The sequence below is a fragment of the Thermaerobacillus caldiproteolyticus genome, from assembly GCF_013761245.1.
In the GTDB taxonomy this organism is placed as follows: Bacteria; Bacillota; Bacilli; order Bacillales; family Anoxybacillaceae; genus Thermaerobacillus; species Thermaerobacillus caldiproteolyticus.
In genome coordinates, this window is record NZ_JACDUT010000010.1 from 89,325 (window position 1) to 116,322 (window position 26,998).

The following is a 26,998-nucleotide window of genomic DNA, read 5'->3' on the forward strand; positions in this document are numbered from 1 at the left end:
CGATTAATAAACCTTTGTATTATTCAAAGCCGAGAGCCGGGATAACTCAGAAGATGAAATGTCCTACTTAAAAACTGCCGAAAAAATAGGCAGTTTTTTTGTGTTTTTATTTGCAAAATACAAATAATATACTATAATGCTATTAAGAGGTGAAAAAAATGGAAAATGTTCGCGAACTGTTCCAAGTCATGACTAAACGATTTGGTCTTTTAAACAAAAATTGTTGCTCCATCGGTGGAACCGAGATTTCTCTTGTTCAAAGCCACATTCTATACGAAATCGATCGCTTAAAAGAACCGTCCATGCAGCAAGTGGCTGATTCCCTTGCTATGGATATTACGACATTTAGCCGGCAAATTCAAACGCTTGTTAAGATGAATTTAGTCAAGAAAACACCATATCCTGAAGACCGACGTATATATATTTTATCATTGACGCCGGAAGGAAAGTACGTGGCTTCGAAAATTGACGCAGAGATGAACCAATATTTAAATGAAGTGTTTTCTCATATGAGTGAATTTGAAAAAGAATCAGTTCTACGTTCCATAAAGTTATTAAACGACTGTATGGCAAAATCGAGCGTTTGTTGTAAACCGTTATTTTGAGGCAAGTTTATTATAGCTTGCCTTTTAGTAAAATTAATATTTGCATTCTGCAAATAAATTTAATATAAGGAGAGATAATAATGGACTTAGAAGTTCTTCAAGACTTTCTCTATATTGCCCTAGAATTGACTCTTTTATTTTTGGCTATTTCGTTCGTCATTAATTTTTTAGAAGGATATATTTCTTATGATAAAATGCAAAGTTTGTTAACAAAGAATCATCCGTTATTGGGGGCATTGGCTGCTGTCGCTTTTGCCTTTGTTACACCATTTTGCTCCTGTTCTACGATCCCGGTTGTTATATCGCTTCTAAATCAGAAAGTCCGTTTCGGTATTGTGATGATTTTTCTATTTGCTTCACCTGTGCTTGATCCCACCATATTGACATTAATGACCGCGACACTCGGAGTAAAAGTAGCCATTTCTTATACCATTATCACAACCATTTTATCCATACTGATTGGTTTTACGCTTGAAAAACTTGGATTTGAAAATCAAATGAAGCAAATAATGGTGAAAGGAGAAGCAGAGATCGGAAAAAAACGAAACATGAAAGAAGCTTTACAGGCGACCTTTCACTTAATGAAAACGGTTTATCCATATTTGCTTTTGGGTGCAGGCATTGGAGCCATTATTCATAGTGCTGTACCGACAGAATGGATTTCAACCTATATGGGGGGTGATAAGTGGTGGCTTGTTCCACTGGCAGCAATCATCGGCATTCCTTTGTATATTCGTCTTTCCACAATGATTCCAATTTCACAAATGTTGATTGCAAAAGGCATGGCATTGGGACCAGTCATGGCGCTGATGATTAGCTCAGCAGGTGCAAGCTTACCGGAGATAACATTATTACACAGTATCTTTAGAAAGAAGCTAGTCTTTGCGTTTGTAGGCTCTGTCATGACGATGGCGACGTTATCAGGATTTTTATTCTATATCATTTAAGGAGGAACTTCAAATGAACATGTTGAAAATTCTATTTGGCCATTCCAAAGAAAAGCAAGGTTGCTGCGACATTCAAATTGTGGAAGTAAAAGAAAGCCAAGATGTTACAGACAAGGCCACGATGGAAAGTGAATGCTGCTCATCTACATCTAATCGTGAGTGTTGCTAATTTTACTGGAAAGGCATTAGGGCGATTCCTATTGCCTTTTCTATATGAAAATAAGGAGGGATTTTTAATATGAATATTCGTAGCTTTCGCAAAGAGGATTGGCTGCAAGTCAAGGAAATTTACGAGCAAGGAATTGCGACAGGACAAGCAACGTTTGAAATGACAGTACCATCGTTCGAAAAATGGGTATCGACTATTGCTGCAAATTTATGTTTAGTCGCCGAAGACGAAGAAAGTATTCAAGGCTGGTGTAAGATAAGTAAAGTATCGGATCGCTGCGTGTATGAAGGAGTGGGAGAGGTGAGCGTGTATATTCGAGATGTGAGTCGAGGAAAGGGAGTTGGAAAACGACTTCTACAAGCCATGATCAAAGAATCAGAGGCAAAAGGATTTTGGACATTAACTGCGGGGATTTTCCCTGAAAACATACCAAGTTTACGTTTACACCAAAGTGTTGGATTCCGTGAAGTCGGTATACGACAACGTATAGGAAAGTTAAATGGTGTATGGTGTGATGTTGTATTGCTTGAACGTCGCAGTCAAATTGTTGGGATAGATTGACCATCCTTTTAAGTTTTAGGTTGGTTTAGATATAAAAGTGACATAATTATTGTTAGTCTTCTTGGATGCGATAGCAAGCCAAAATAATTCTGTCACTAAAATAAAATCGTCATAGAAAGTTGTAGAAGAATTTATAAAGGAGAGATGAAGATGAAAGAAAAAGCAAAAGGTGGTTCAAGATGACTATAAAGAGTTAGATATGCTTGAATATGGAATTGATGATGATGCCCTTAATATGTTTCTTCCCTTCTATATAATAGATATAGTAAAATGTGAAGAAATGGATATAGTGACAGTGCTAATAGGAGCAGATAACCCACAGGATTTATTGACTGACGATGTTAGAGAGTTTGCAAAAAATAAAGCAGAATTTAAATTAAATGCTGCTAGTAATCTAATAAATGAATCGGATGTGATAGTGAATGGACAGAATGAACTTCCATTTAAGTTATTCACCTTCCAAAAAAACAAATAAGAAGGAGTCATATCAACTATTAGTAAAGGAACGGAAACTTTGTTCTGCATGTAATGGTGTTGCTAATCCTTCCAAAATAATGAATGGGGTTTTTGACAACGAAGATCAATGTATTGGGCCTTGGTCAAAGTTAAAAGGAGACCTAAATGCAAAAGTAATGGTAATAGGTCAAGACTGGGGTAATGAGGAATATTATATCCACCAACAAGGAAAACCTAATCCAGATAATTTCACAAATAAACGGTTAAAGGACTTATTAGAGATCGCAGGGTTCGATTTTGATACTACTCCTATGTTTTTTACGAATGCGATACTATGCATGAAAAAAACAAAGGGATTAGGTGGTTCTGTAAAAACATCTTGGTTTCGCAACTGTTTTGATTTTTTAGTGAAGCAAATAAAAATTGTAAACCCAGATGTTTTAATCACACTAGGTTCTAAACCATTTGAAGCACTAAAGCCATTATATACTAATGGTTGTCCTTCCTTTAAAGATGCGGTTAACCAACGGGAACCAATATTTTTAGATATGAATGGGTCAATTATAAAGCATTTTCCTGTTTATCATTGCGGGAAAAATGGGTTTCGTAATAGGAGTAAACAAGACCAAATAAATGATTGGAAAAGAATCAGAGATTATCTTATACATTGTTAAAACGAAAACAACATCCTTTTTCATTTTTACTACACATTGAGAATGTATCAATATTAAATAACAAAAAACAATATAGAACTAAATATAGAACTAAAATGAATTTTTAAGAATGAAGGGAAGCAAATGCAAAAAATAATTCTGTTAATAATGGTCTTAATATTTTGCTTAGTGGGATGTAATAAAAACGAAGTAAAGTCCGAAATCTATAAAGGAAAAAATTTGTCAATTGCAGTCGTAGGTAAAACACCAGAAGTTAGAGAAAAGAATATAGATTTTAAATCTCTTTCGTTAGAGGAAATTTCCAAAAGTGTAAAGGAAATTTCAAATGAGTTTGATGCGGTTTTTATTATGAAAGAGCATCTCTCAGAAGCGGATGATGATAAGTATGTTTCAACCTATAAAAACTTAACAATTCCAACATTTTTTTTCGAAACTACTAAAGCACATTTACCGTTTGTAAATGAAGGTGTAACATACAAAACTGCACCTGAAGTTGGTGAAAATTCCTATGCAGTTGGCTACCTTTATAGCGGTACTAAACAAGAGTATAAGGATGACGTTTGGAAATTTTATTTATATAACGATGTTAAAAATGAAGTAAATATTAAGGATGTTTACACAAACATTTTTAAAATCATTGAGAGCGTATCTCAATCTTCTAACCTGAAATAAAAAAGGCTCAGTTCTATAAAAAAAGAACCAAGCCTTTTTTTATTTCAGTATAAAATCAACATTAAAATTTAACATAGCCATTGAAAAATAAAGGAACAAAGGTTCACCTTCAGCGGGTCAAGGTTCCCTTTGGTCTATGGTGTGAAATAGCCGTAAAGTAGTTCTTACCAGATAATTTTCCAGAATCAAAGGATAAGCATAAACTCGGGAAGATTTTAAAATTCTCTAGAATTAATATGCAAACTAACATTATTTTGGGCGCATCATTTTTTATTGTTATAACAGGTCTCATTTAAAATTCCATTAAAATATATTGTTAAGGTGAACTCCAAATTAAACCAATAATAAATACCCATAAAACATATACTGTGACTGTAACTACATTCAGAGATATTGCCAGTTTAATCAGCCATCCCGATTCCTTTGTCTTTTTACCTATTAAACCAAGAATTGCCCCTATAATCCATATAAAGATTAGAAGGTACCCATTTGGATTTCTAGAAAACATAATCATAAAAATACTTAATATCTATAATCCCATTGACAGATACTTATACAAAATAACATCTCCTTTTGCAATGCCATCCATTATATAAGGTAAAAGACAGGTTCATGTACCGTCTTCTGTCGCTTCTAATAACTTTATTGACAACGCGTTGCCAGCAATGAGAGTAGAAGCTAAGAAATTCCCCGATTTTTTTATTCTCTTTAAAAAGAAGCTTCTTGCATACAAGCTTCTTTCGGTGTTTCATCCGACTTTATTCCTCCACCCGGGTTCCACACGATGTCACCTCTTTGAAAGATTTGTTTGAGATCAGTACTTGCGAAATCACTTTTCTGTTCCTTTCTTTGATTAATAAGGGTTGAGCATTCCGATTCAAGTAAAGAGCTACATAGTTAAACATGACTACAATTCAATATCTCATATTAAAATAAATACCAAATTTTCCAATTTTTTCTTGATATATTTTACCAGAATATATAGATTATTGTATAGATATAGAAATGGAATTTATTTGTAAGATATTGCTTTATGTATCACATAGTGTAAGTTACTTTAATTGTTAAATAAAGAAGTTTTTGTATGATTCATACACGAATAGCATTTGTGAAAAATCATTCAGGTAACATTAGGGAATTTTAAATCGTTGTTCATTATATAAATCACGATGATTGGATGAATCGGAGAGATCAAAATGAAAACAACAGATTTTTGTTCGAATATGGTAGGTCATGAGTATTTTTATCTATCTTATTAAAGAAAATGAAAGGAGACAGTTAATGGACCAAAGACGTATAGAACAACTAGAACAACGGATTGCTTTTCTAGAAAAAGAAATGAATGTATTAAAGACGCAAGTTGAAAGGGTATTGCAAGGGGGACAAGAGGCGCAAAAAGTACCTCAAGCGCAAGAGCGAAAAGAAATCATAGCTCCTGTGAAGAAAGGAAGAGCGATTCAGTTTAAAACAAGAGAAGGACAAAAAGAAGTAGTCTCTCCGCCAGTGCAGCAGAAAGAGTCCGGTCCGATAGATTGGGAGTATGTCATCGGAAGAGTGTGGCTTCCTAGAATATTTATCTTCGTTCTCTTGCTCGGATTGGTATGGGGATTTACGCTTGCTGCTGCAATGGGAATATTAACGGAACCAATCAGAATTTTGATGGGGTTTGCCGGTTCCGGTTTACTTGTGTGGTTAGGAGAAAAACAAATCAAAAAACAAAGGGAAAGTTTAGGGAAAGCTTTATTATCAGGCGCGCTTTCTCTTTTGATTCTTACAACATTTGCGATGCATGTACTATATGACATGGTGCCGGGAGTGGTGGCATTTATTTTATGTTGGATGGATTGTCGTAGGTCTACAATTGGCGAAACGCCATAAATCCGAAGTGATTGCGATATCTGCAGAGAAATATAGAGAACGGTATTATTTGTATAGAGTATACGAAAAAGACGGGAATTTTACACTCATTGAAGTGAATAACCCACTGAGATTTGATGAAAAAGCTATTGATGTACAATACGAAATAAATCCTTTCCGCTCTGAGAAATCGGAAAAGTGGTCTATTATTGAATATATGGAATCAACTAACTGATTTTATATTAAAGACATCATGGTAATTGGTAGTAACTTCCCTTGGAAGTAACAATTTTAAAAAGAACATTTAATCATCTTTATTACACCGTTCTGATACTTGAACGGTGTTTCTTTTCTTTAATAAGACTTCAACTCTAAATATTGATATATATTCTATTCCTTTTATAATTTTCTAGAGAAACGACTTCATTTTTTATTTGTTGTCGTGGATTCAAGTTCAACTTTTTTATAAAGCCTAGATGTCGAAATTTGTTTATAAAATATAGCAGAAAAACCATTTTTTGTGTTATTTACTTAAATTATTTACTTTCATTTAAACCACTCTTATCATTGGAGGAGAAGGAATTTAGCAGTTTTTGTCGAAGTTAAACTCTAATGAATGTTTTTAAAGTAATTTTTTATGCTAAAAAAGGAGCTAAGGTTAGAGCAACACATGATTTGAAGGGGACATGTCTATATTCGAAAACTTGGAGAAGTTAGATAAATTATCTAAGCAGATGTAGAAAGGAATCTTTGTTAAGAACCTCAACCATGCTGCGAATAAAAGAAAAAAGGTAGGACAACAATATTCCATTAATCAAATAGATTCTAACTTCATAAATTCATGACACAAATGAAACCCTCTGAAGAAATTCTCGAATCAAGTTTAAGACACGAATTAGCAAACGAACTATTGTTCCTAAATTTGCTACGGATTTGGGAGATTGTTTAAAAAGTAAGGTGGTATTGTAATATGGATAGAACTACTATTTTTATAAGTTCTGTTGCACAAGATACTCTTTCCTCTATACGAAACGCTGTATTTGAAGAATTAAAAAATATGGGGCATGAACCTATTCGTTTTGAAGATAGTATGCGATATATTCACCAAGATGCCATCCGAACTTGTTTGGAATACGTATCAAGAAGTGATATCTTTCTACTATTTATCGCGGACAAAGCAGGAACATTCTTAGAGGATGAAGGGAAAACTGTTACTCACCTTGAATTTTTACGTGCATATCATGAAAATAAACGTCTTATCGTATATGTTCACGATATAGTTCTTGATACCTACTTTCAGACGATCAGACCTCAAATAAAACAATCGTTAGTACAGTATTTAAGCGAACACGGTAAAGAACCGGATTCAATGTTGAAATTTATAAGCGAAAACATTAAAGAGCAGCCTCATGTTGCCGAAAATTACGTATGGTACTTTCTTTATGATGCAGAACAAAAAGGCATATATTTCGAAAAATGTTCATTAGGTGTCGAAATTCTTTCAAACATAAAAAGCTATCTTTCAGCTCTTTTCAAAGAAAGCCTTCAATACTTAAATATTCGTTCAGAAATCGAACGAAGCTTAGAACATGTTGAATTATACGGGGATTTTTATGAACTATCACTTGAATTCATAAGTTTATTGCAGAATGGGCAAATTACAAATTGGAGAAGGCTATTAGCGCTTTTACGATCTAAGATGGTCGGCTGCAATATTTACTCTACAAATACAAAGTACCAGCAAGAAGCTATAGGAGCATTAATGGACTGTAAAGCCGTAACTCTTTACGAAAAAAGAGATGACCAGATGATTTGCAAAGAATATGATGGATTAACAACTCCTGAGAACTTTTCATTAGATGATTCCTCTTCTTACGTTGTGCAAACATATAATGATCATAATCATAATGAAAAGCTATACTATTCACTGGAAAAAAGAATATGCTATTTCCTGTTTAAAGTAAAGACTTATGTATTTTGCTTTCATCTGCCGCTGCTAGGAGAATGGGATTATTATAAATTGAAGGCTTACCAAGAGCATATATTTAATGCTATACTTGAATCAAAAGGATATTCTTATTGTTACTTTATCAAAATGCTGTTAGGAGGTCTCTCAAATGAACAATTATAAAGAAAATGTAATATTAATTGCCTCCGCACCACATGGATATGGAAAAAAAGTTGTAACGAATCGTCTTAGTCAAATGAAGCGTGATCACGCAAATTTACAAAATAAACTTTCCAAAATAAAAAGTTCATTTCGTAATTCAAAATAAATGCTCATGATGTAAAAATGCTCTACTGACAGAAGGAGTAAAATCCATTTTTTCAAATGTTTCCAATTTGCACGTTCTACAATTTCAATATTTTCAAGATAGCAGTAGAAGCCCATCTATCACCAAAGTATTCAAGAAGAAGGTCATTTGATCTTCTTCTTTTTTAGTTTAACTGAGGAGGGTGTTTAATTGAAAGTTTGTATCGAAAAGATGAAGACGCGATGCATTTTTACTGGGTAAATTGGTAAGCTGCATGGAGTGTTGTTGATAAAGCATTAACGAAGCCAACATTCCTTTGGGCTTCAAATTAATGTTAGAGGATTTAAAAGTTTTATTGGAACGAAAGGGCCTTCGGTCTTTTAGCGGCTTCAGTCACCCAAAACAAAATGTGCTTTTCAAAGACTTTTATTTTTGGGGAGAGGAAAAATGAGTGTGGGAAAAGAAATTAAAAATATATATGATGCGATACTTAAAATATGCACCGAAACGAGTCATTTCATCTCAGTTGTCAATGACCTTTTTGTCAGATACGGTTGGAATCCTGTTGGAGGAAACGGCGTGATGTGGGACCGTTCCACCCATTATGCTCAACCTCGTTTCTGGCTGCCGTATTTTCAGCAACGTGTTTTTGCAACTGAGCAAGATACTACAAAGGGAGTAGGAATCAACATTATCTTTGACGAAGCTTCTAGAGAGTTAATGAACACGATTCCTTTTGTTTTCTGTTGTTACATCAAAGTAGAAAATAGTGGCCGATGAAATTTACTATGCAAGCTGGAGCGAAACATCATAGGTGCTTGATGAAACACATCGTAAACTCTATAAGACCGTCTATCCAAACCGGATGACAATCGTTAATTATTTTCTGCCGCTCGATGTTTTATCAAATCAGCAAGCAGTTGAAATCTATATTATAAAACCTTTAATAGAAATATATAATGGGAACGTAGCTAAAGCATATGAATTAATTAAGTCAGTTTGTCTTATCAGAGAAGAATTAAGTTCTTAATTAATCAAAATTTCATAGTGTAATTCAAATGGGAACGTACGTATACGAAATAATTGTTTTTAAACATATAAGTTTTTAAAGGAGCTGGACATATTGCTTGATAAAATAAAAGGTGGGCTGTTTGGATTAGCGATTGGAGATGCTCTTGGGGCTACAACTGAATTCATGAATATAACAGAGATTCAAGAGAAATATGGAAAAGTCACGGATATAATCGGTGGCGGCTGGTTAAACTTATCGCCCGGAAAAGTTACCGATGATACAGCAATGACCATCGCTGTCGCTAAAGAAATTATTAAGAATAAGGAAAATCCTCTTCCCGATTTTACATCAACTTAATTCATGGTCGTTGGATTGATGATCGTGTGAATAATTATGACTGTAGTCGCTTTTATAATAATTGGGATGTTGTAAATATGTTACTTTTATCTTAAATTTTTATTTTATGAGAAAGACGGTGGTTAAAATGAATAATGATTTCAGAATATTCTTGAATTTTTACAAAGAAGAATTTTACCAATTTAAAAAATATGGTTGGATAGAAACTGTTGATAAAATAAACGAAAAGATGCAAATAAAAATAACAAATTAAGAGCGGATTTACCACCTAAATGGCATATATGAAGGAGAGAAGCGACTACGATGAAAGCAAGATTCGTGCAGTCCTACACGCAATGAATTTTACAGGAAATGATTTGAGAAAGAATGTCCGCGATTTAAGTGGTGGAGAAGCAATCCGTCTAGTATTGTGTCAACTGTTTTTGGGAAGATACAATATACTGATTTTAGATGAGCCGACAAATTTTTTAGATGTTTTTTGTATTGAAGCGTTAGAACGCTTTTAAAAGGATATGAAGGCACCGTCCTTCTCGTATCACATGATCATATGTTTATTAAACGTGTAGCAGATCATATATATGTCATTGAAAACCAACAACTAAAATTAAGAAACTAATCATGGAAAGGAGGATGTCCCAAAAGGTCGGTAAAACGACCTTTTGAGGACAGCCTCTTTTTTTGGTCATTCTTTCATTGTCTTCTTCAACGCACTCGTTAGTTGAAGTACAGTCCTTCACAACCTGCATTTTAATTGAATAGTAAAAGACAATATTCCTAGTTAAAGCATCTTCCTAAAGGAATTATCCTCTTTCTTCCTCACTAAAATGAAGCAGGTTTTTCATAGGAGATCACTATAGATTCCTCTCTAACAAAATCCCTACTTGTTCTGCCATGACATGAGGAGGATAAGGCATTCCATTCGCGATCCACCATTCCACGATTCCTACATAAGAATTCACAATAAATTGAAGAATAACGTCTTCATTTAATCCTTGATTTTTTTCTTTTGTTATATCCACTTCATCCTTGAACTCTTCGATGAGAAACTCAATGAACTTACTACGAAATTGAGGGGCGCCTTTGCTCGTTAACATCGTTGAAAAAAACAAATAATGATGCTCAAGATATTCGAACAAAGGAAGATTCGCCTCGTTATATTCCGCTTCAGCCGTCGATTCACAAATTTCTCTCATATTGTTAATATGTTCTTCAATGAGCTTATCCAGTAGATCAAATTTGTCCAAGTAATGAAGATAGATGGTTCCTCGGCTAACATTTGCCCTGTCGGCAATATCTTGTATCGTAATGTCATCAAAATTTTTTTCAGACATTAATTCAATAAAAGCTTTTTTTATCGCTTCTTGAGATTTGAGTATTCTTCTATCCACTTTAGACATTGTGAGGATCACCCAACTTTCTTAAAGATAATTAACAATTTTAATTGATTTGTTCACTAATGAACAAATCGTGTTCATTTAACCATTGTAAGCATCCTGTACACATTTATAATTATAGACAGATGTTAATTAATATATCAATGTTTATTATTTATTAATTCAATGTTTAATGAAGAAAGGGGGAAAGAATACGAATACAGCTCAACAAAAACTGAAAGCATTCAGAAAAGTGTGGTTCATCGGATGTCTGCCATTATGGTTGTAAAAGAATTGTTTTCGAAAAAAAGTAAAAATATAAGTAGCCCAAAAGGTATGCATTTTTTCAATGTTTAAGGCTTTTTGTTACTTGATTATTTAAATTATTAAGAAAGGATGTTATGTAGTATGTCTAATATTCAAGATAAAGTTGTCATTATTACAGGTGCTTCTAGTGGGATTGGAGAAGCTACCGCAAAAGAACTTGCATCTAAAGGTGCAAAAGTGGTTTTAGCAGCTCGTCGTGAAGATCGTTTAAAGAAAGTACAAGAAGAGATTCAAAAGAATGGCGGGCAAGCTATTTATAAAGTAACAGATGTGACTTCATATGAACAAATGGAAGAGCTAGCTGAGTATGCTCTTAAAGAATTTGGAAAAATCGATGTAATGATCAATAATGCAGGATTAATGCCATTATCACCTCTTTATCAGAAAAAAATCAATGAATGGGATACGATGATCGATGTTAACATCAAAGGTGTGCTTTATGGTATTGCTGCTGTACTTCCATCCATGAGAGAACGCAAATCAGGTCATATTATTAATGTTTCTTCCGTAGCAGGACACTTAATAGGACCTGCAGGTTCTGTTTATAGTGCTACAAAATTTGCTGTACGTGCTATTACGGAAGGTCTTCGTAAAGAAGAGTGTGTCAACAATATTCGTACAACCATCATCTCGCCAGGAGCCGTTACTAGTGAATTGCCAGAAACGATTTCAGATCCAGAACTAAAATCTGCAATTGATGAATTCTACAAAGTTGCGATTGATGCTGATAGCATCGCTCGTGCCATTGCTTTTGCCATTGAACAACCATCTGATGTAGCCATTAACGAGATGATTATTCGTCCAACAGTTCAAGAACTCTAAAAAGAAAACTTACGTTATTTAGATTGCCCCATATTATTGTTTTCGGGGTAATCTATTTACATTTAATGATTAGAATGAATGAAAGGGAGTTTTGAATTTGAAAAATGTTTTAATTCTTGGAGCAAATGGTTCAATTGCTCGCATTGCTATTAATTTATTCCTTAACGAAACCGATGCTCAGTTGACACTTTATCTTCGTAACTCACACAGACTAAAAAACATCAATTCAAATCGAGTACGAATAATCGAAGGCGATGTTTTGGATATTGAAAAATTAAAAGAAGCCATGATTGGGCAGGATGTCGTTTATGCCAATCTGGCTGGCAATCTCGAACAAATGGCGAAAAACATCGTGGAAGCAATGAACGCGACGGGTGTGAAACGTCTAATTTGGATCAGTTCAATGGGAATTTATGATGAAGTCCCGGGAGAGAAGTATGGTAGTATCTTAGATCCATATCGAAAGTCAGCTGCTATTATTGAAGCATCAGACCTTGACTATACAATCCTGAGACCTGCATGGTTTACCAATCAAGATGAAATTGACTATGAGACAACTCAGAAAGGCGAACCATTTAAAGGTTCGGTTGTATCACGTAAGAGTGTTGCGGACTTGGTTGTTAAATTAGCTGTAACGCCAGGAATGGAAGTTCGTCGTAGTTTGGGAGTGAATAAACCTGAATAAGAATTGTATTTTTTATTAACAATTTAAAAGGATCTCGTTCCTATTTTAATAGATGTACATTGAAGGGACAATACCCATTATGTATAATCAACCGGATATGGGAGAAATCACTCAATGTGCATCCAAATCATTTAGTGTAAAAAAGAAGGATTGTGACTTGACACTTAATATTTAAAACACGGGAGGATTTCATATGCAAAAAGTAATTTTGAACAATGGTGTTGAGATGCCTATATTGGGCTTTGGAGTTTATCAGATTACAGATGCGGACGTATGTGAACAATGTGTTTATGACGCCCTTATGACAGGCTATCGTCTGATCGATACCGCTGCCGCTTATCAAAATGAAGAAGCGGTTGGCAGAGCAATCAAACGGAGTGGCGTGCCAAGGGAGGAAATATTTGTTACCACAAAACTTTGGATTCAGGATGCCGGTTATGAGAGCACAAAGAAAGCATTCGCAAAATCACTGGAAAGATTGCAATTGGATTATTTGGATTTGTATTTAATTCATCAGCCATTTGGTGATGTATATGGCTCTTGGCGTGCTATGGAGGAATTGTATCGTGAGGGAAAGATTAGGGCAATTGGAGTTAGTAACTTCCAAATGGATCGTCTGGTAGATTTGATTATTCATAATGAAGTAGTTCCTGCTGTAAACCAGATTGAAACGCATCCTTTTTGCCAACAAATAGAAAGCGCAAAACTTATGAAAGAGTACAATGTTCAGATAGAGTCCTGGGCGCCTTTTGCTGAAGGAAGAAATAACATCTTCCAGAATGAAGTTTTAGTATCAATAGCTGAAAAGTATAATAAATCCGTTGCTCAGGTGATTTTACGTTGGTTGACACAAAGAGGAATCGTCGCGATTCCAAAGTCTGTTCATAAAGAAAGAATCATCGAAAACTTCAATATCTTCGACTTTGAATTAAGCCAAGAGGATATGGAGATGATTGCTACGTTAGATACGAAAAAGAGCTTGTTCTTTTCACATAACGATCCTGAAATCGTGAAATGGCTCTGTAACCGTAAATTTGATATTTAATGCTCTTATACAACACAACGAAATGAAATACGGAGAACCGTGTCATAAGTGATGGTAAACTTCAAAAGTAAGCTAACTTTGGTTGCACATACATTAGGCACAGCAACTGGTTGTCTAGTTGCCGTGGTAAAGCCTTATTTTGTTATACTCACTATGAACCATAGTAGTGGTTCATAGTGTATCATTTCTGGTTTTTCTATACTTTAGAATGAATGAAAGGGAGTTTTAAAACTGAGTAATCTTTTAATCCTTGGAGCAAACGGGGGAATTGCTTGAATTGCTACTGATATATTCCTAAAAGAAACTGATGCTCAGTTAACGCTTTAATCTGCGTAACTCAAGCAGACTTAGAAATCTTGATCCGAATCGCGTACGAGTAATTCGTTCTTTAGGACAAAAGGGATTAAATTATAGATTGAGGAGTAGATAGAACACCGTGAATAAAACCTAGAAAATTTACATGCTAACCCTTATCAGCTTTTTTGTGGGCACGTCACAATTTGTCATCTCGGGCATTCTGGATCAAGTCGCTTCTTCTGTCGGCGTATCGGTATCGGCAGCAGGACAGCTTATTACCGTATTCGCGCTTGCCAACGCAACGGCACGCCAGCCGTCATGGTGGCGACTGCGAAGATGGATCGGCGCAAGCAACTGCTACTAGCTCTTGCCATTATTTTACTCGGCATCGTTTCGACGCTCGCCCTTCCGGGTTTCGGCTTCCTGATGGTCTCTCGCGTTTTACTCGGGGTCGGAACGGGTGTTTTCGTAGTCACCGCCTATTCCACCGCTGCAAATCTGGCGCCTTCCGGGCAACAGGCTGGAGCGATGTCTAACATTGCGTTGGGCTTCAGTGCCTCTCTCGTCCTCGGCATTCCCATTGGGCGCGTGGTCGCTGCGGCGTATGATTGGAAGGTGATATTCTGGGGTATTGGAATCTTCACCCTGCTGGGAATTTTCGCTGTCGCAAAGACGATTCCATCCATGGAAGGCGAAGCATCCGTCCCTCTTGGCAAGCAACTCGCCCTGTTAAAGAAGCCAAAGATAGCCTTCGCCCTCGGCGTGACGTTCTTCGTGTTTATCAGCTATTCGGTGGTCAATACGTATATCACCCCATTCCTGACCTCTGTCATGTCGATGAGTGAACAGGAAGTGAGCGTCATTCTCTTCGCCTTGGGCATCGCGAGCTTGATCGGCTCCAAGCTTGGCGGCTTCTTGGCGGATCGGACCGGCACCGCTCGCACACTTGTCGGCAGCATGGTCGTACAAGCCCTCGCTCTCGCGTTGCTGTCCATCGTCGCCCGAACGACCATCGTCGCTATCCCGTTACTCATGCTTTGGGCGATTGCTGCTTGGACGTTCGGACCGACCCAGAACTACAACCTACTCTCACTCGCTCCGGAAGCCTCCGGTATCTTGCTTAGTCTGAATAGTACCTTCGTACAGCTCGGCTTTGCAGCAGGCGCTGGTATCGGAGGAATTGCCGTGGGCGGATCGTCTATACTGGCGATCTGTTGGATCGGCGCCGCTACAGTCTTCGTCGCAGTCTCCGTTGCATCCGTTTCCTTCGGGCTTACACGAACTTTCTCAAAGCGCGCCAATGGTTGAGCTTTTCTGGTATTAAAATTAGAAGGATTTATTATGAAATATCGCACAGTAGGGAAAACAGGCATTAAAGTCTCAAGTTTATGTTTTGGTACGATGTCTTTTGGCGGAAACGCTGATGAAGAAACATCTAAAGCAATGTTTAAACGTTGTCGTGAGGCCGGTATTAACTTTTTTGATACGGCAAACGATAAAAAAGAAAGGAAGATAAATTATGCAAAAGCGTAAATTAGGAAAAAGCGGACTAGAAGTTTCTGCTATCGGGCTTGGTTGCATGGGAATGAGTTATGGTTATGGTCCGGCAGCAGACAAGAGGGAGATGATTTCGCTGATCCATGCGGCGATTGACCGGGGTGTTACTTTTTTCGACACCGCCGAAGTTTATGGTCCATATGTGAATGAGGAGTTGGTAGGTGAAGCGCTTGCCCCATTCAAGGGGAAGGTGGTCATCGCCACAAAATTTGGTATTAAAATGGTAGATGGCAAGCAGGTGCTTGACAGCAAGCCGGAGACCATTAGGCAATCCGTCGAAGGCTCGCTCAAACGCCTAAAAGTTGAAGCCATTGATCTGTACTATCAGCATCGTGTTGACCCAAATGTACCGATTGAGGAAGTAGCCGGAGTAGTGCAAGACCTAATCAAAGAAGGTAAGGTTAAGCATTGGGGACTTTCTGAAGCAGGGGTGCACACGATTCGCCGTGCACACGCGGTTCAGCCGCTCACTGCAGTTCAGAGTGAATACTCAATGATGTGGCGAAGCCCTGAAGAAGAACTGCTTCCTACGCTCGAGGAACTCGGAATCGGTTTCGTTCCGTTCAGCCCGCTGGGTAAGGGCTTCCTTACTGGAAAAATTGATAAGAATACAACATTCGTTAGCTCCGATTTCCGCAGTATTGTTCCTCGCTTCAAACCGGAGAATCTCGAAGCAAATCAGGTTTTGGTCGAACTAATAAAGAAGGTTGCTGCAGAGAAAAACGCAACACCGGCTCAAATCGCACTCGCATGGGTGCTTGCCCAGAAGCCATGGATTGTTCCGATTCCCGGCACGCGTAAATTGGAGCGCTTGGAAGAAAATCTTGGCGCAGCGGACATTGAGCTGACTCCCGACGAACTAAAGGATTTGAACGACGCGCTCTCGAAGATCGAGATTTCGGGGGATCGCTATCCGGCAGATTCAGAATACGCAAATAGAACGGGCAAATAACTGATCGTTCTCCGTGTGGGATAGAATAAGGTATGAAAAGTGCAAGGTAAATCACGAAAATCGTGAAAAAACTTGCACTTTTCATTTAAAGTAAGGCGAGCATCATTTCATCAAAAAAAACAAAGCTGGCTTATTTAAAGACAAGCAATTATCTACAATTTTGGAGTGTATAATTCCAAACATAAGGTCCAATTCTTGCCGTTACCACCAAAGTTTTTGAACAGTCTGAGGGAGTATATTAAAGAGAATGGATTAACATCCGATGATCCACTTTGTTACGGAATCAAAGGGGTAGCGTTACAAAACAAACAATTAAATCGAATGACTGATAAAATTTGTGGATATTTAGGGTGGGAAGGGGAGAGAAGAGTTACACCACATGGTTTCCGATATTCCATTGCGACATTGTTAGATGAAAAGGGTGTTTCCAAAGATATTAGATACTATTCAATATTTGTTAGGTAATAGTGAAACAGAGAGCATCAAATTTTATTCACGCCGTGATAAACGAAAAATACATCAAATTTGTTATAATTTTCCTTTGAACAAAATTGGCTAAATGATTTTAAACATGAAATGCGTCGTTGCAATGTGCAATGTTCGTGGCTGAATACCATGATTGATTACTTGATCTTGAACAAAGCGTCGACTTGTAGAAGGTGTTAAATATCATGTAAATCAAGCGATCTGATTTGTTTTATTAAAAATTCTTTGTAACATTTCAAGTCATAAGCGTAGCTGCGTAGTGTATTATGTGAACAGTTTTTTTCAATTTCCAAATACATCAAAAAAATCGTCAGCTGCCTGTGTAAAGTTCATACGGAACGACCTCCTTAAAAATTAAGTTATGAGGGCGCACCCGTAAATTTAAATTATGGACCGTACCTGATAGTTATCCGGACGTCCATAAAACTTAATTGGAACAGCACTAATAATTATCGTCAACTTGAGGGGAAGAAGTACACGATATAAAATCTTATCGGTACTTGAGAGATCAACTTATTGGTACGCTTAAGTTTCTATCCAGTTGACATAATATAAAGTGAAGGATAAAAAACGATAAAACAGTAAGTTAACTTAATAATCGCGTATAAACTTTGATAATTCGTGATAATTGTATCGAAAAAATAAAATGAGTTAATTTATGTATGTAAATATTAGCACGTGCGTTCTTATTTGTCTAGATTAAAACAGCAAAATATGTAAGGATAGAGCAGAATAAAATATTCTAATCAATCAATCCTTCAGCAGTATTATTCAAAATACACAAAACTAGATAGAACATATCAGTATTGGAAAGAAGCTTATGAAAAATTCTTTAAAGAAGAGTTTAAGTAAAATTGGTCGCGAATTTAAAGAAGATATGTTGCTGGTTTGTGAGCGTTTTGAATTGGTTGATGTAAAGAAATAATAGGAATAATAGGAATGATATTACACCACAATACTAAAAAGGTGAGTTAATAAATGATTTTTTTAAACGCTCGGAATGAAAATCCGAGCGTTTTTCTGTGATGGTAGTCCATGGCATCGGTCTTTGCTTTTCATAAACTTGAACTTTTGGCTCTATAGGAGATGAGTGGATTGATGATAATGAATACATAGTGATGATCCTCCAAAAATTTAACAACGGGAGGATGGTAATGTCCTGTTGCTTCTAACACCACTGGAGGCTTCTGACCGGTAGATTATACACTATTTTTATGTATTTTAATATTTTAAACATTATTTATAACCTTTTTCATTAACATAGCATATTTTTTTGAAACATTTTAACGTTATTTTATGTCTAAAGAGTGAAAGGAAAGGGGAGGAAAGATGTTATTTCAGGATAAAGTGAAAAAAGCAAAAAGAGGAAACGATAAAGCTTTTCAAGAATTAATTGAAGCTGAAAAAGAAAAGCTTTATCGAATGGCTTATCTCTATGTGAAAAATGAAAGTGATGCAATTGATATTGTTCATGAAACGATTTATAAGGCTTATATTTCGATAAAAAAGTTAAAAGAAACAAATTATTTTTCAAATTGGCTCACGCGAATTTTAATTAATACAGCCCTTGATTTTAAAAAAAAATAAGCGGGTTATTCCTGTTGAGGAATTGGATCTATATGGAAATTATAAAAATATCGAAAGACTTCATATTGAAGAACGTATGGATTTAGTCGATGCTATCGACCAATTAGAAGAGAAATATAAAACCGTTATAATTACGATATTACAATGACCTTCCGATAAAAGAAATCGCAAAGATTTTAAATTATCCAGAAGGTACGGTGAAAACCAACTTACATAGAGCAATTAATCAGTTGAGAATTTATTTAAGAAAGGAGTGCATCAAATGAATGATTTCCTATCTCATTTAAAAAAAGAAGCGGATAAAATTTCAATTCCGGAAAAAGAACTGAATGACGCAATCCAATCAGCAATTCTTAAAGGAAAAAAGAAAAAGTGGAGCTTGAGGAAGAAAATCGCTTATTTTAGTGGAGCGGCTGTATTATTATTTGGTTTGTTCATTGGTTCAGCGTTTATTTCACCGACAATGGCGGAGGTTGCTTCAAAAATCCCTTATTTAAACCAATTATTCGAATCTAAGCCTATTATCGATGTAATCTCAGAAGAATTACGGAGAAAATACAACATTGATAGTGTGGGAATACAGTTGATCCCTAAGAAGAAGGTTGAAGTAGCAATTGTAGGAACAGAAGAGTATTACAACGATGTAAAAGATGATGTGGAAAAAACGGTTAAAGACATTTTGGCATCAAGAAATTATGATGCTTTTACCGTTAACGTATATAAACAAAACCTGTACAGAGAAATCGAAGACCCGAAGCAACTAGAGTTTGAGCGCCAAAGCGGGGAACTGATGGATGCTATTTATGAAGAATTAGAAAAATACGATTTTACCGTTTTATCCGTTGGAGTACGAAATAACGATAAAGAAAAATTAGTCGAATTGGATGTCCCTAATACTGAGCCAAAGGTAGATGAGATTAAAAAAGTAGTTCAAAGCGTGATTGAATCAAAAAATATTGGAGCATTCCCAATAAAAATCCACAAAATTGATATGGAAAAGCGAGAACAAGAAGCTAGATGGCGTACAGTAATTAAAACAATTGCTGAGGGATTAATGAGTCAAAAAGAGTATAAAGTGAAGGGAGTAGGTTATTCTAATCATCCTTCCCCAATGACGATTACAATTAAAACAACGGTTTCATCATCAGATCCCGAAGCAAGGGAGCTTGGAAATAAAATTGAGAAAATGGTAGTTGATTTTATTAACTCAAAAGAGGCGAAAAAAGCAGTAAAAGATGACCCATATAAAATTATTGTTTATAGTAAAGATAAGAAAGAACTTAATTAAATAATTCTTCTGCAATCTGTTGGCATAGATGATTAATATTGTAGGTTTATTGAATAAAAGGTCTAGGTGATAAATTAAAAAAAGAGGTGAAATTGGGATGAATAGAGTGTCATTTATATTTCAATATGCGTCAGCGTTTATGCTTTTTGTTTTCTCTACATTTGCTTCATGGTATGAAGGAAGTGAATTGAGAGATAGACCATGGGAATGGAAACATTCTGCATTTTTTTCAAAGGTGTTCAATGGTGAAGTAATGGAAAGCACCGATATTTCACAATTGGACCACTTTATATATGCAGCAAAATTTAAACCAATATTTCCTATATTGATGATGTTTAGCCTTACTTTTATTTTCATTTTAAGTGGTTATTTACTTTTAAAGCACAATACAAAAAAGCTAATTGTGTTTCATTTCTGTTTGGGTATTATGTTTTTTTTATTAGGAGCAATGGTATCTGATTCTCCGACAGTAGGAGGTAAATATTTCACTTCTCTTTTTATAATTACTTGTATGTTAAACTTTATTATTTCACTCATTCTCTTCTTAAAGTTAAGAAAAGGAAATGAGCAAATTTTCAAAACAACATTTTTAAGCTAACAGATTGCTTGGATTGAATAAGAACAGCCAAAGACCGCAATACAGTGGTCTTTTTCTTTTAGTCAAAAATCAGCAAAGGATATTTAATAGAGCATATCAATATATATTTAGGTCAATTGCACACTACACAACCGTGTATATAGTTGGTATAATTTTGTCATTTATGTCGGTAAAATTCTGTCACTCTACATTACAACTGACCAAAAGGAGAAGATTTCTATCTCTGTATATAATAAGATTGCATGAAATTCTAATTTAACGAAGACTTTTAGACGGAAAAATTAAATGTTTGGTATAATTTACCTGTGATATATATTTTTCCTATTAATTTTATATGTCAATGATGTTAGTCTAAAAAGTGGACACAGAGAACAGAGAGATTATAATAAACTTAATTACAATCGGTTCGAGGTGTCCAATCATGAAAAAGAGAACATTTGATCAAGAATACAAGATTCAAGCCGTTGAGTTATGCTTGGAGGGGGACAAGTCCATCGCCCAAGTGGCAAAAGAGTTAGGTTTGGCTTACAACACTCTTCACCGTTGGGTGAAAGAATACAAAGAAAGCAACGGAAAGAGTTTTGTGGGTTCAGGCAACATCAAGCCGCAAAATCAAGAAATCATTGAGTTACGCCGTCGCAATCAAGAGTTGGAGGAGGAATTAGCCATCCTAAAAAAGGCGTTAGGCATCTTCACCAGAAACCAGAAGTAATTTACGCGTTCATTTTTCAACACCGAAACGAATTTCGCGTGGTGAAGATGTGTCAGTCAAGTGCTCGATGTTTCAAGAAGTGGGTATTACGACTGGCTCAAGCGTCCGAAAAGTAAACAGAAAGAACGAAAAGAACAACTCACTCAACAGATTCGAAATGAGTATCTAAAGTCCCGTAAGATTTACGGAAGCCCGAAAATTACTCAAGAACTATGCAAACAAGGGATTCGAGTGTCTCAAAAGACGGTCGCTCGCATCATGAGCGAAGAAGACTTGAGATCCATTACCGTCCGTAAATTCAAAGCCACTACGAACAGTAACCATCCTTACAACGTCTATGACAATCTATTGAAACAAAACTTTCAAGCAACGGCTCCGAATGAAGTATGGATGGCGGATATTACGTACATTCCTACCGATGAAGGCTGGTTGTATTTAGCCAGTATCATGGATTTATATACTCGTAAGATTATAGGATGGTATATCGATACACGAATGACGAAAGAGTTCGTCATTAAAGCGTTACAACGGGCTCTAAACAGCGAAAAACCAACGGAACGAGTGATTCATCATTCGGATCGTGGGAGCCAATATGCTTCGAATGACTATCAGCAACTTTTACAGGAACATCATTTTCAAGTGAGCATGTCGAGACGTGGGAACTGTTACGACAACGCTTGTATGGAGTCGTTTCATAGCCTCATCAAGAAAGAGTGCATTTATCTGAATCGATTCCGCACGCGGAAAGAAGCGAAACAAGCCATTTTTGAGTACATCGAATGCTTCTACAACCGAAAAAGGAGTCATTCCGCTCTTGAATATGTATCGCCATGTGAATTTGAGGCTGCTTACTACGCTAACCAGAGAAAAGTAGCTGCCTAAGTTCAGCTATTTCTCTCTGTTTAACGTGTCCATTTTCTTGACATAACACCACCAGAATTTAAAAGAGTCCATAAAAATCTTTGTAATAAGCTCGGAATCGAAGAAAATCCTGAATGGATAAATGGAATTATTGATATGGTTATTTAAGCAAAACACCCGCAAAATGCGCGGGTGTTTTGCTTACAACCATTTTTTAACTATCCCGAAAATTAGCATTTTCATCATTTGTTGGTGACGCAATGCGGCATGGAAGTCTATCCTGAAAGTGAATATTTTCATCCTTGCTGATGGTGTCGCAATTATGCGGTACGGTTGTCTTCCATGGAAGAATAGAATTTCTTGCATAATCTGTGGTGCTGTGAAATGCGACATGGGTGGCTAATGGGGAAGGTTAGTTGAAAAAGGATTTGATTTTAATTTGTAGAAATTATCGGTGTGGAAAATAGTTCTTTTTAGAAAGGAAGGAATAAGATGCGACAAATCATTGCTCTAGGCGGCGGAGGGTTCTCAATGGAACCGGATAACCCGTTATTGGATTGGTACATATTGAAACAAACAAAAAAAACTACTCCAAAGATTTGTTTTATCCCCACTGCTAGCGGGGATTCAGATCATTATATATCAAGGTATTATAACTTCTTTAATAAACAAAATTGCAAACCTTCTCATTTATCTTTATTTAAACCGCCAACAAGAGATTTAGAGGGGTTTATACTGGAGAAGGATATTATATATGTCGGTGGGGGAAATACAAGAAACTTATTAGTTTTATGGAAAGAGTGGGGGTTAGATGATATTTTGAGAAAAGCTTGGAACCAAGGAATTGTTTTAGCCGGCATTAGTGCTGGTTCTATATGTTGGTTCGAGGAAGGCGTCACAGATTCATTTGGAGAGGAATTAGAACCAATGAAATGCTTAGGCTTTCTAAAAGGCAGTCATTGTCCGCATTATGATGGAGAGTTAGACATAAGGCATTCATATCATAAACTAATTTATTCTGGAGCCATACAAGCTGGTATTGCAGCAGATGATGGAGTTGCCATCCATTATATTGAACAAAACATAAGTAATATAGTTAGTTCTAGACCAAAGGCAAAGGCTTATAAAGTTTATTTGGATAACAAGGTGATGAAGGTGATAGAGGAAGAGCTTCAGACAAATTTTTTAGGTTCCTGTTAAGCCGATATGGAAGAACGAATTAACTTCAACATCTGTGGTGAAGCTCACTTTATGGTTGGCTAACGGTTAGTGTTAGTTGAACAGGACATACAAAAAAGACCGATTGATGATATTATCCCCTTTAAGCAGACAGTGTAAAAAGCCCATTTTTAATAGTTGGGTGTTACACTATATTTGGAGGGGATTTTTTATGGCACGAAAAGGACAAACATTTCACCGTTATACGGAGGAATTCAAACAAAGAGCTATTCACACGTATGAGAATGAGGGAATGAATTATCAAGAATAATGTAGAGGAAATAAGAACTTAAAGTCAAAGTGAACACACATTGAGAAAGAAACAGTAAGATAAAAAAGAATTGATACTTCTGCCACAAAAGGAATCAAAAAGAGACATCATTCTTTTCTTACTCAATTCCCACCACCGTCTTTGGTGTCGCGAAATACGGCATGGGTGGCGAACGAGAGCATTACTTCAATAAACAGGAAGTAATGCCTTTTTTATTGAAGTGAAGAGCAGTTTAATTTAAGAATAAATATCAGAAAAATGGAAATTATGTTATAATTAACAAAACAATTCAAAGAGGATTATTATGAATAAAAAAATAAAAATTGGTATCGGTGTATTCGGCATATTCGCATTAGGTATAGGGCTTTTTGCTTTCGCATTTGTACAAAGCATGAAGCCAGATGAGGATGAAGTGAAAAAGGTAAAAATACAAGCACAGGAATATATAAAAAATACATTTAAAGATGAAATTGTTATTTATGACACACTATTTGATAATATGGGCAACTTCCCAACATTTGATTACGCTGCTAAAGCAGAGAACAAAAAGGATCATACACAGTTTTTAGTCTACTACAATGAAGAAACAAAACAGATGGAAGACTCCTATATTGCGGAGAAGTGGGAAAAGGAATTAGAAAACAATATACGTCCTTATATTGAGCAAAAACTTGGAGCGTTGGACAAATTGTGGGTAGATTATGACGAAAGGACCGGAATAACATATAACGTTAATCCAAATGAGCCAAGTAGTTATAAAGAATACGATGCGGCACCTACTATTATCATATCTGTACCTAGAAAGCCGGCTAAAAAGGATGAAGAAATTTTTAATGAGATTGTATCATTTATTCAAAAGAACGCTGGATTAAAACATGGAATGATTTCCATTAGTTATGTTAAAAAAGGTGTACCATTAGATGATAAAGAATGGCACAAGACCTTTTAACAAATTCTAAAGAGCATATTTATAAAAAGTCAAGTCCAAATTATTTTGTAAATTTCCCTTTGATAGACATCATGGGCCTGATGATTTGACGTATGGTAGGTAAGTCTGAAAATTAGCATTTTCATCCTTCTGATGGTGCCGCCGATGCATGGGTGGCTAACGAAGCAGTTTAGTTCAATAAAAAATATAATCTTTGGATGGTATAATTAGGATATTACTTCTTAACTTTGGGGGATAGGAATGCTAAAAAGAAAATATGGAGACCGTTCGTATCGAAGGAAGGGGTGACATATGTGAAAATGAGAACAGAACAAGAAATGTTGGATTTAATCATAACATTTGCTAAGCAAGATCATCGTATACGTGGAGTGCTAATGAACGGTTCTCGTGTAAATCCAAATATAAATAAAGATATATTTCAAGATTATGATATTGTATATTTAGTTACAGATGTTGAACCATTTAAAGATGAAAACTATATTTTGTCTCGCTTTGGGGAAGTAATGCTTATGGAAAAACCTGAAGATAAAATTTTTCCACCTCCCATTGGCGATGGCCGTTATACATATTTAATGCAATTTATGGATGGAAACCGAATTGATATGCATTTTATGCACACTAGTAAAGTGGATGAACTAATTAAGGATAGTTTGACAAAGGTTCTACTAGACAAAGACCACAATATTCCAGATATCCCACCTCCAAGTGAACAAAGTTATCTTATAAAAAAACCAACGGAAAAATTATATAACGATTGTTGTAATAGTTTTATATGGGGATTAGGATCTCATATTCCAAAAACTATTTGGAGACAAGAATTACCATTGTTAATGCGTTTAATAGATGTTGTTTTACGTGAGCCATTAATTCAAATGCTTGAGTGGCATATAGGAATTAAAACAGATTATAAATACTCAATTGGAAAAGGGGGAAGACATTTAAAAAAGTTCTTAGAGCCTGAAATTTGGAATGACTTTGAGAAGACGTATACAAATGCGAATTATGATAATATTTGGGATTCGTTATTTTTATTTCATGACTTATTCAAAAAAACAGCTAAACATGTTGGGCAAGTGCATGGTTTTCGCTTTCCTGAAGAAGAATGCAAAAGAGCATTAGAGTTTCTAAAACACGTAAAAGACTTGCCGCAAGATGCAAAATCAATCTTTTAAATAAAGATACGATGGAGGGGAAAAGAGATGGGAGATGTAGCGATAAGAACAGCGAATCAAGAAGATATTCCGCAGCTTTGCAATTTATACAGATAATTGTTTTTAGCAGTTAAAAAATGAATGTATCAAATGGCAAATAAGAGTATCCGTTTCATTGAATATTAACTCATACGCCACATTACTTGATATGGAGCATCTGCGGTCATGATTCTACGTAAAAGGGGAAATAAATTATATATGGTTTCACAGGCAAGATAGTCTATCATGACCGCCTATAAAGTTATAAATTTATAACAGAAATAGATGCATATGCTTAATTGCTAAATTGTGCTCCTTATCCCGCAGAAAACATCTCTTTTGATGAGAGTTTAATGTTTTCATATTTAGAAAATCCAGAAATTCTTTAATTTCTGTTCCTTTCTAACACGCCGATTTGATGACTAGTGATTTAGAAAGATCCAAGGTGATTCAACTCTTTGAGTATTAGTATTTATTGGCAGTAAAAAGTGAGGAAAAAGCCGTTCCTTATTATTAACTTTTTCATATATTTGGATTGTTTTATTGTTAAAATCAACCTTCTCCCGCTTCAAATCAACAACTTCCTGTCTGTGCATTCCAGTCGCAGCAAGCAATTAAAAAGCAGATGATATCGCCAGCTTTAACATGGTGTATTGCAATGAGTTCTTTGGATGCCTACGAGGGAAGATGGTGTACCTTCTATATGTGCTGTATTAGCAGGCATATAGTATCCTCCGTAAGGGACACTTTGGACATCCCTATATGGCTACTTCCCTTGTTGAACAGAGGAGGGCGGCTTGTTTCCTTTGAGCAACAACGGCCAAAGGAAACAAACAAGAATCCCCCACTTCCATCGTCCATTAGCCGGTAAGTGGGGGTAGTTCGATCCTTTTTGTACAGGAGGTGTTTGAATAATTAATGCGTTCCTAAAAACCCGTACATAAATAGAAAAGTAAAGATAAAGGTTAATACGGCACCTAGTATTGTTTGATTAAGTGTGTTTCCATTACTGTGTAAATTTTTTAAAAAGCTTGCTAAATTTAAAAACCACAAAACACCTATTATTGGTAAAACAAGTAAGTATATATATTCCATTTAAAGAACTCCCTTTTACTTGTTAAGAACGTGTTGCAAAACGCATAGTGAATGCATAAATGTACACAAAAAATCCACCCGTCTTGGAAATCATATACAGTGACCTAAAAAACACATTTC

Annotated in this window: 26 protein-coding genes and 5 pseudogenes; 28 read left to right on the forward strand and 3 right to left on the reverse strand. The window is 35.8% G+C overall.

Features of this window, described 5'->3' with window-relative positions; translation table 11 throughout:
• Positions 1 to 158: 158 nt before the first annotated feature.
• The 14 genes and pseudogenes from HNR31_RS14665 to HNR31_RS14730 form a co-directional block, all read left to right on the forward strand.
• Complete coding sequence (locus HNR31_RS14665) at positions 159 to 605, forward strand: MarR family winged helix-turn-helix transcriptional regulator (RefSeq protein WP_181556965.1); 447 nt, start codon at positions 159 to 161, stop codon at positions 603 to 605.
• A gap of 80 nt (positions 606 to 685) precedes the next feature.
• Positions 686 to 1,552, forward strand: a complete 867-nt coding sequence (locus HNR31_RS14670) for a permease (protein ID WP_181556966.1) — start codon at positions 686 to 688, stop codon at positions 1,550 to 1,552.
• A 13-nt stretch (positions 1,553 to 1,565) separates the two neighbouring features.
• Positions 1,566 to 1,721 carry a hypothetical protein gene (locus HNR31_RS14675; RefSeq protein WP_181556967.1) on the forward strand — a complete coding sequence of 52 codons (156 nt, stop codon included), beginning with the start codon at positions 1,566 to 1,568 and terminating at the stop codon, positions 1,719 to 1,721.
• 69 nt (positions 1,722 to 1,790) lie between these two features.
• Entirely contained in the window at positions 1,791 to 2,282 is a 492-nt protein-coding gene (locus HNR31_RS14680) for a GNAT family N-acetyltransferase (RefSeq protein WP_181556968.1), read from the forward strand.
• A 169-nt stretch (positions 2,283 to 2,451) separates the two neighbouring features.
• Positions 2,452 to 2,757 (forward strand): hypothetical protein, encoded by a 306-nt coding sequence (locus tag HNR31_RS14685; RefSeq protein ID WP_181556969.1) that lies wholly within the window; start codon positions 2,452 to 2,454, stop codon positions 2,755 to 2,757.
• Positions 2,705 to 3,412: a uracil-DNA glycosylase family protein gene (locus tag HNR31_RS14690; protein WP_181556970.1), complete on the forward strand. Its 708-nt coding sequence runs from the start codon at positions 2,705 to 2,707 to the stop codon at positions 3,410 to 3,412. The genes HNR31_RS14685 and HNR31_RS14690 overlap by 53 nt, the downstream gene beginning before the upstream one ends.
• 123 nt (positions 3,413 to 3,535) lie before the next feature.
• On the forward strand, positions 3,536 to 4,084 hold the full coding sequence (locus HNR31_RS14695; RefSeq protein ID WP_181556971.1) for a hypothetical protein: 549 nt from the start codon (positions 3,536 to 3,538) through the stop codon (positions 4,082 to 4,084).
• Between the two features lie 1,281 nt (positions 4,085 to 5,365).
• Positions 5,366 to 5,962: a DUF2339 domain-containing protein gene (locus HNR31_RS14700; protein WP_181556972.1), complete on the forward strand. Its 597-nt coding sequence runs from the start codon at positions 5,366 to 5,368 to the stop codon at positions 5,960 to 5,962.
• Entirely contained in the window at positions 5,946 to 6,176 is a 231-nt protein-coding gene (locus HNR31_RS14705; protein WP_181556973.1) for a hypothetical protein, read from the forward strand. The genes HNR31_RS14700 and HNR31_RS14705 overlap by 17 nt, the downstream gene beginning before the upstream one ends.
• A gap of 735 nt (positions 6,177 to 6,911) precedes the next feature.
• Entirely contained in the window at positions 6,912 to 8,072 is a 1,161-nt protein-coding gene (locus HNR31_RS14710) for a DUF4062 domain-containing protein (RefSeq protein WP_181556974.1), read from the forward strand.
• Complete coding sequence (locus HNR31_RS14715; RefSeq protein WP_181556975.1) at positions 8,059 to 8,217, forward strand: hypothetical protein; 159 nt, start codon at positions 8,059 to 8,061, stop codon at positions 8,215 to 8,217. The genes HNR31_RS14710 and HNR31_RS14715 overlap by 14 nt, the downstream gene beginning before the upstream one ends.
• A 426-nt stretch (positions 8,218 to 8,643) precedes the next feature.
• Positions 8,644 to 8,976, forward strand: a complete 333-nt coding sequence (locus HNR31_RS14720) for a hypothetical protein (RefSeq protein WP_181556976.1) — start codon at positions 8,644 to 8,646, stop codon at positions 8,974 to 8,976.
• Between the two features lie 343 nt (positions 8,977 to 9,319).
• Positions 9,320 to 9,565, forward strand: a complete 246-nt coding sequence (locus tag HNR31_RS14725) for an ADP-ribosylglycohydrolase family protein (protein ID WP_181556977.1) — start codon at positions 9,320 to 9,322, stop codon at positions 9,563 to 9,565.
• Positions 9,566 to 9,840: 275 nt separating this feature from the next.
• Positions 9,841 to 10,181 (forward strand): annotated as a pseudogene (locus tag HNR31_RS14730) (ATP-binding cassette domain-containing protein); the annotation flags it as partial.
• A gap of 235 nt (positions 10,182 to 10,416) precedes the next feature.
• Here the strand turns inward: HNR31_RS14730 and HNR31_RS14735 are convergent.
• Complete coding sequence (locus HNR31_RS14735; RefSeq protein WP_181556978.1) at positions 10,417 to 10,962, reverse strand: TetR/AcrR family transcriptional regulator; 546 nt, start codon at positions 10,960 to 10,962, stop codon at positions 10,417 to 10,419.
• Positions 10,963 to 11,346: 384 nt separating this feature from the next.
• Between HNR31_RS14735 and HNR31_RS14740 the strand changes: the two genes are divergently transcribed.
• From HNR31_RS14740 to HNR31_RS14765, 6 genes are all read left to right on the forward strand, one after another.
• The gene (locus HNR31_RS14740; protein ID WP_181556979.1) at positions 11,347 to 12,087 is read left to right on the forward strand and encodes an SDR family oxidoreductase; all 741 of its coding nucleotides are present in this window, start codon (positions 11,347 to 11,349) and stop codon (positions 12,085 to 12,087) included.
• A gap of 97 nt (positions 12,088 to 12,184) precedes the next feature.
• Positions 12,185 to 12,772 (forward strand): SDR family oxidoreductase, encoded by a 588-nt coding sequence (locus HNR31_RS14745; RefSeq protein ID WP_181556980.1) that lies wholly within the window; start codon positions 12,185 to 12,187, stop codon positions 12,770 to 12,772.
• Positions 12,773 to 12,965: 193 nt separating this feature from the next.
• On the forward strand, positions 12,966 to 13,817 hold the full coding sequence (locus tag HNR31_RS14750) for an aldo/keto reductase (protein WP_181556981.1): 852 nt from the start codon (positions 12,966 to 12,968) through the stop codon (positions 13,815 to 13,817).
• Between the two features lie 633 nt (positions 13,818 to 14,450).
• Positions 14,451 to 15,422: an MFS transporter gene (locus HNR31_RS14755; protein ID WP_258561100.1), complete on the forward strand. Its 972-nt coding sequence runs from the start codon at positions 14,451 to 14,453 to the stop codon at positions 15,420 to 15,422.
• Between the two features lie 33 nt (positions 15,423 to 15,455).
• Positions 15,456 to 15,647 carry an aldo/keto reductase gene (locus HNR31_RS14760; protein WP_043904775.1) on the forward strand — a complete coding sequence of 64 codons (192 nt, stop codon included), beginning with the start codon at positions 15,456 to 15,458 and terminating at the stop codon, positions 15,645 to 15,647.
• Complete coding sequence (locus HNR31_RS14765; protein WP_181556982.1) at positions 15,634 to 16,623, forward strand: aldo/keto reductase; 990 nt, start codon at positions 15,634 to 15,636, stop codon at positions 16,621 to 16,623. The genes HNR31_RS14760 and HNR31_RS14765 overlap by 14 nt, the downstream gene beginning before the upstream one ends.
• A 662-nt stretch (positions 16,624 to 17,285) precedes the next feature.
• Here HNR31_RS14765 and HNR31_RS19385 read toward each other — a convergent pair.
• Positions 17,286 to 17,408, reverse strand: coding sequence for a site-specific integrase (locus tag HNR31_RS19385; RefSeq protein WP_181556983.1), 123 nt, complete (start codon positions 17,406 to 17,408; stop codon positions 17,286 to 17,288).
• A 490-nt stretch (positions 17,409 to 17,898) separates the two neighbouring features.
• Between HNR31_RS19385 and HNR31_RS18930 the strand changes: the two are divergent.
• Positions 17,899 to 18,034 (forward strand): annotated as a pseudogene (locus HNR31_RS18930) (ASCH domain-containing protein); the annotation flags it as partial.
• A gap of 133 nt (positions 18,035 to 18,167) precedes the next feature.
• Here the strand turns inward: HNR31_RS18930 and HNR31_RS14780 are convergent.
• A pseudogene (locus tag HNR31_RS14780) lies at positions 18,168 to 18,308 on the reverse strand (IS110 family transposase); the annotation flags it as partial.
• 130 nt (positions 18,309 to 18,438) lie between these two features.
• Between HNR31_RS14780 and HNR31_RS14785 the strand changes: the two are divergent.
• From HNR31_RS14785 to HNR31_RS14820, 7 genes and pseudogenes are all read left to right on the forward strand, one after another.
• Positions 18,439 to 18,962 (forward strand): annotated as a pseudogene (locus HNR31_RS14785) (sigma-70 family RNA polymerase sigma factor).
• Entirely contained in the window at positions 18,959 to 19,984 is a 1,026-nt protein-coding gene (locus HNR31_RS14795) for a DUF4030 domain-containing protein (protein WP_181556984.1), read from the forward strand. The pseudogene HNR31_RS14785 and the gene HNR31_RS14795 overlap by 4 nt, the downstream one beginning before the upstream one ends.
• Positions 19,985 to 20,081: 97 nt before the next feature.
• On the forward strand, positions 20,082 to 20,582 hold the full coding sequence (locus tag HNR31_RS14800; protein WP_181556985.1) for a YjdJ family protein: 501 nt from the start codon (positions 20,082 to 20,084) through the stop codon (positions 20,580 to 20,582).
• A 421-nt stretch (positions 20,583 to 21,003) separates the two neighbouring features.
• Positions 21,004 to 22,176 (forward strand): annotated as a pseudogene (locus tag HNR31_RS14805) (IS3 family transposase).
• A gap of 471 nt (positions 22,177 to 22,647) precedes the next feature.
• Positions 22,648 to 23,355, forward strand: coding sequence for a Type 1 glutamine amidotransferase-like domain-containing protein (locus tag HNR31_RS14810; RefSeq protein WP_181556986.1), 708 nt, complete (start codon positions 22,648 to 22,650; stop codon positions 23,353 to 23,355).
• Between the two features lie 593 nt (positions 23,356 to 23,948).
• Positions 23,949 to 24,593: a hypothetical protein gene (locus HNR31_RS14815; RefSeq protein WP_181556987.1), complete on the forward strand. Its 645-nt coding sequence runs from the start codon at positions 23,949 to 23,951 to the stop codon at positions 24,591 to 24,593.
• A gap of 299 nt (positions 24,594 to 24,892) precedes the next feature.
• Entirely contained in the window at positions 24,893 to 25,765 is an 873-nt protein-coding gene (locus HNR31_RS14820; protein WP_220129556.1) for an aminoglycoside 6-adenylyltransferase, read from the forward strand.
• The last annotated feature ends 1,233 nt before the right edge of the window (positions 25,766 to 26,998 follow it).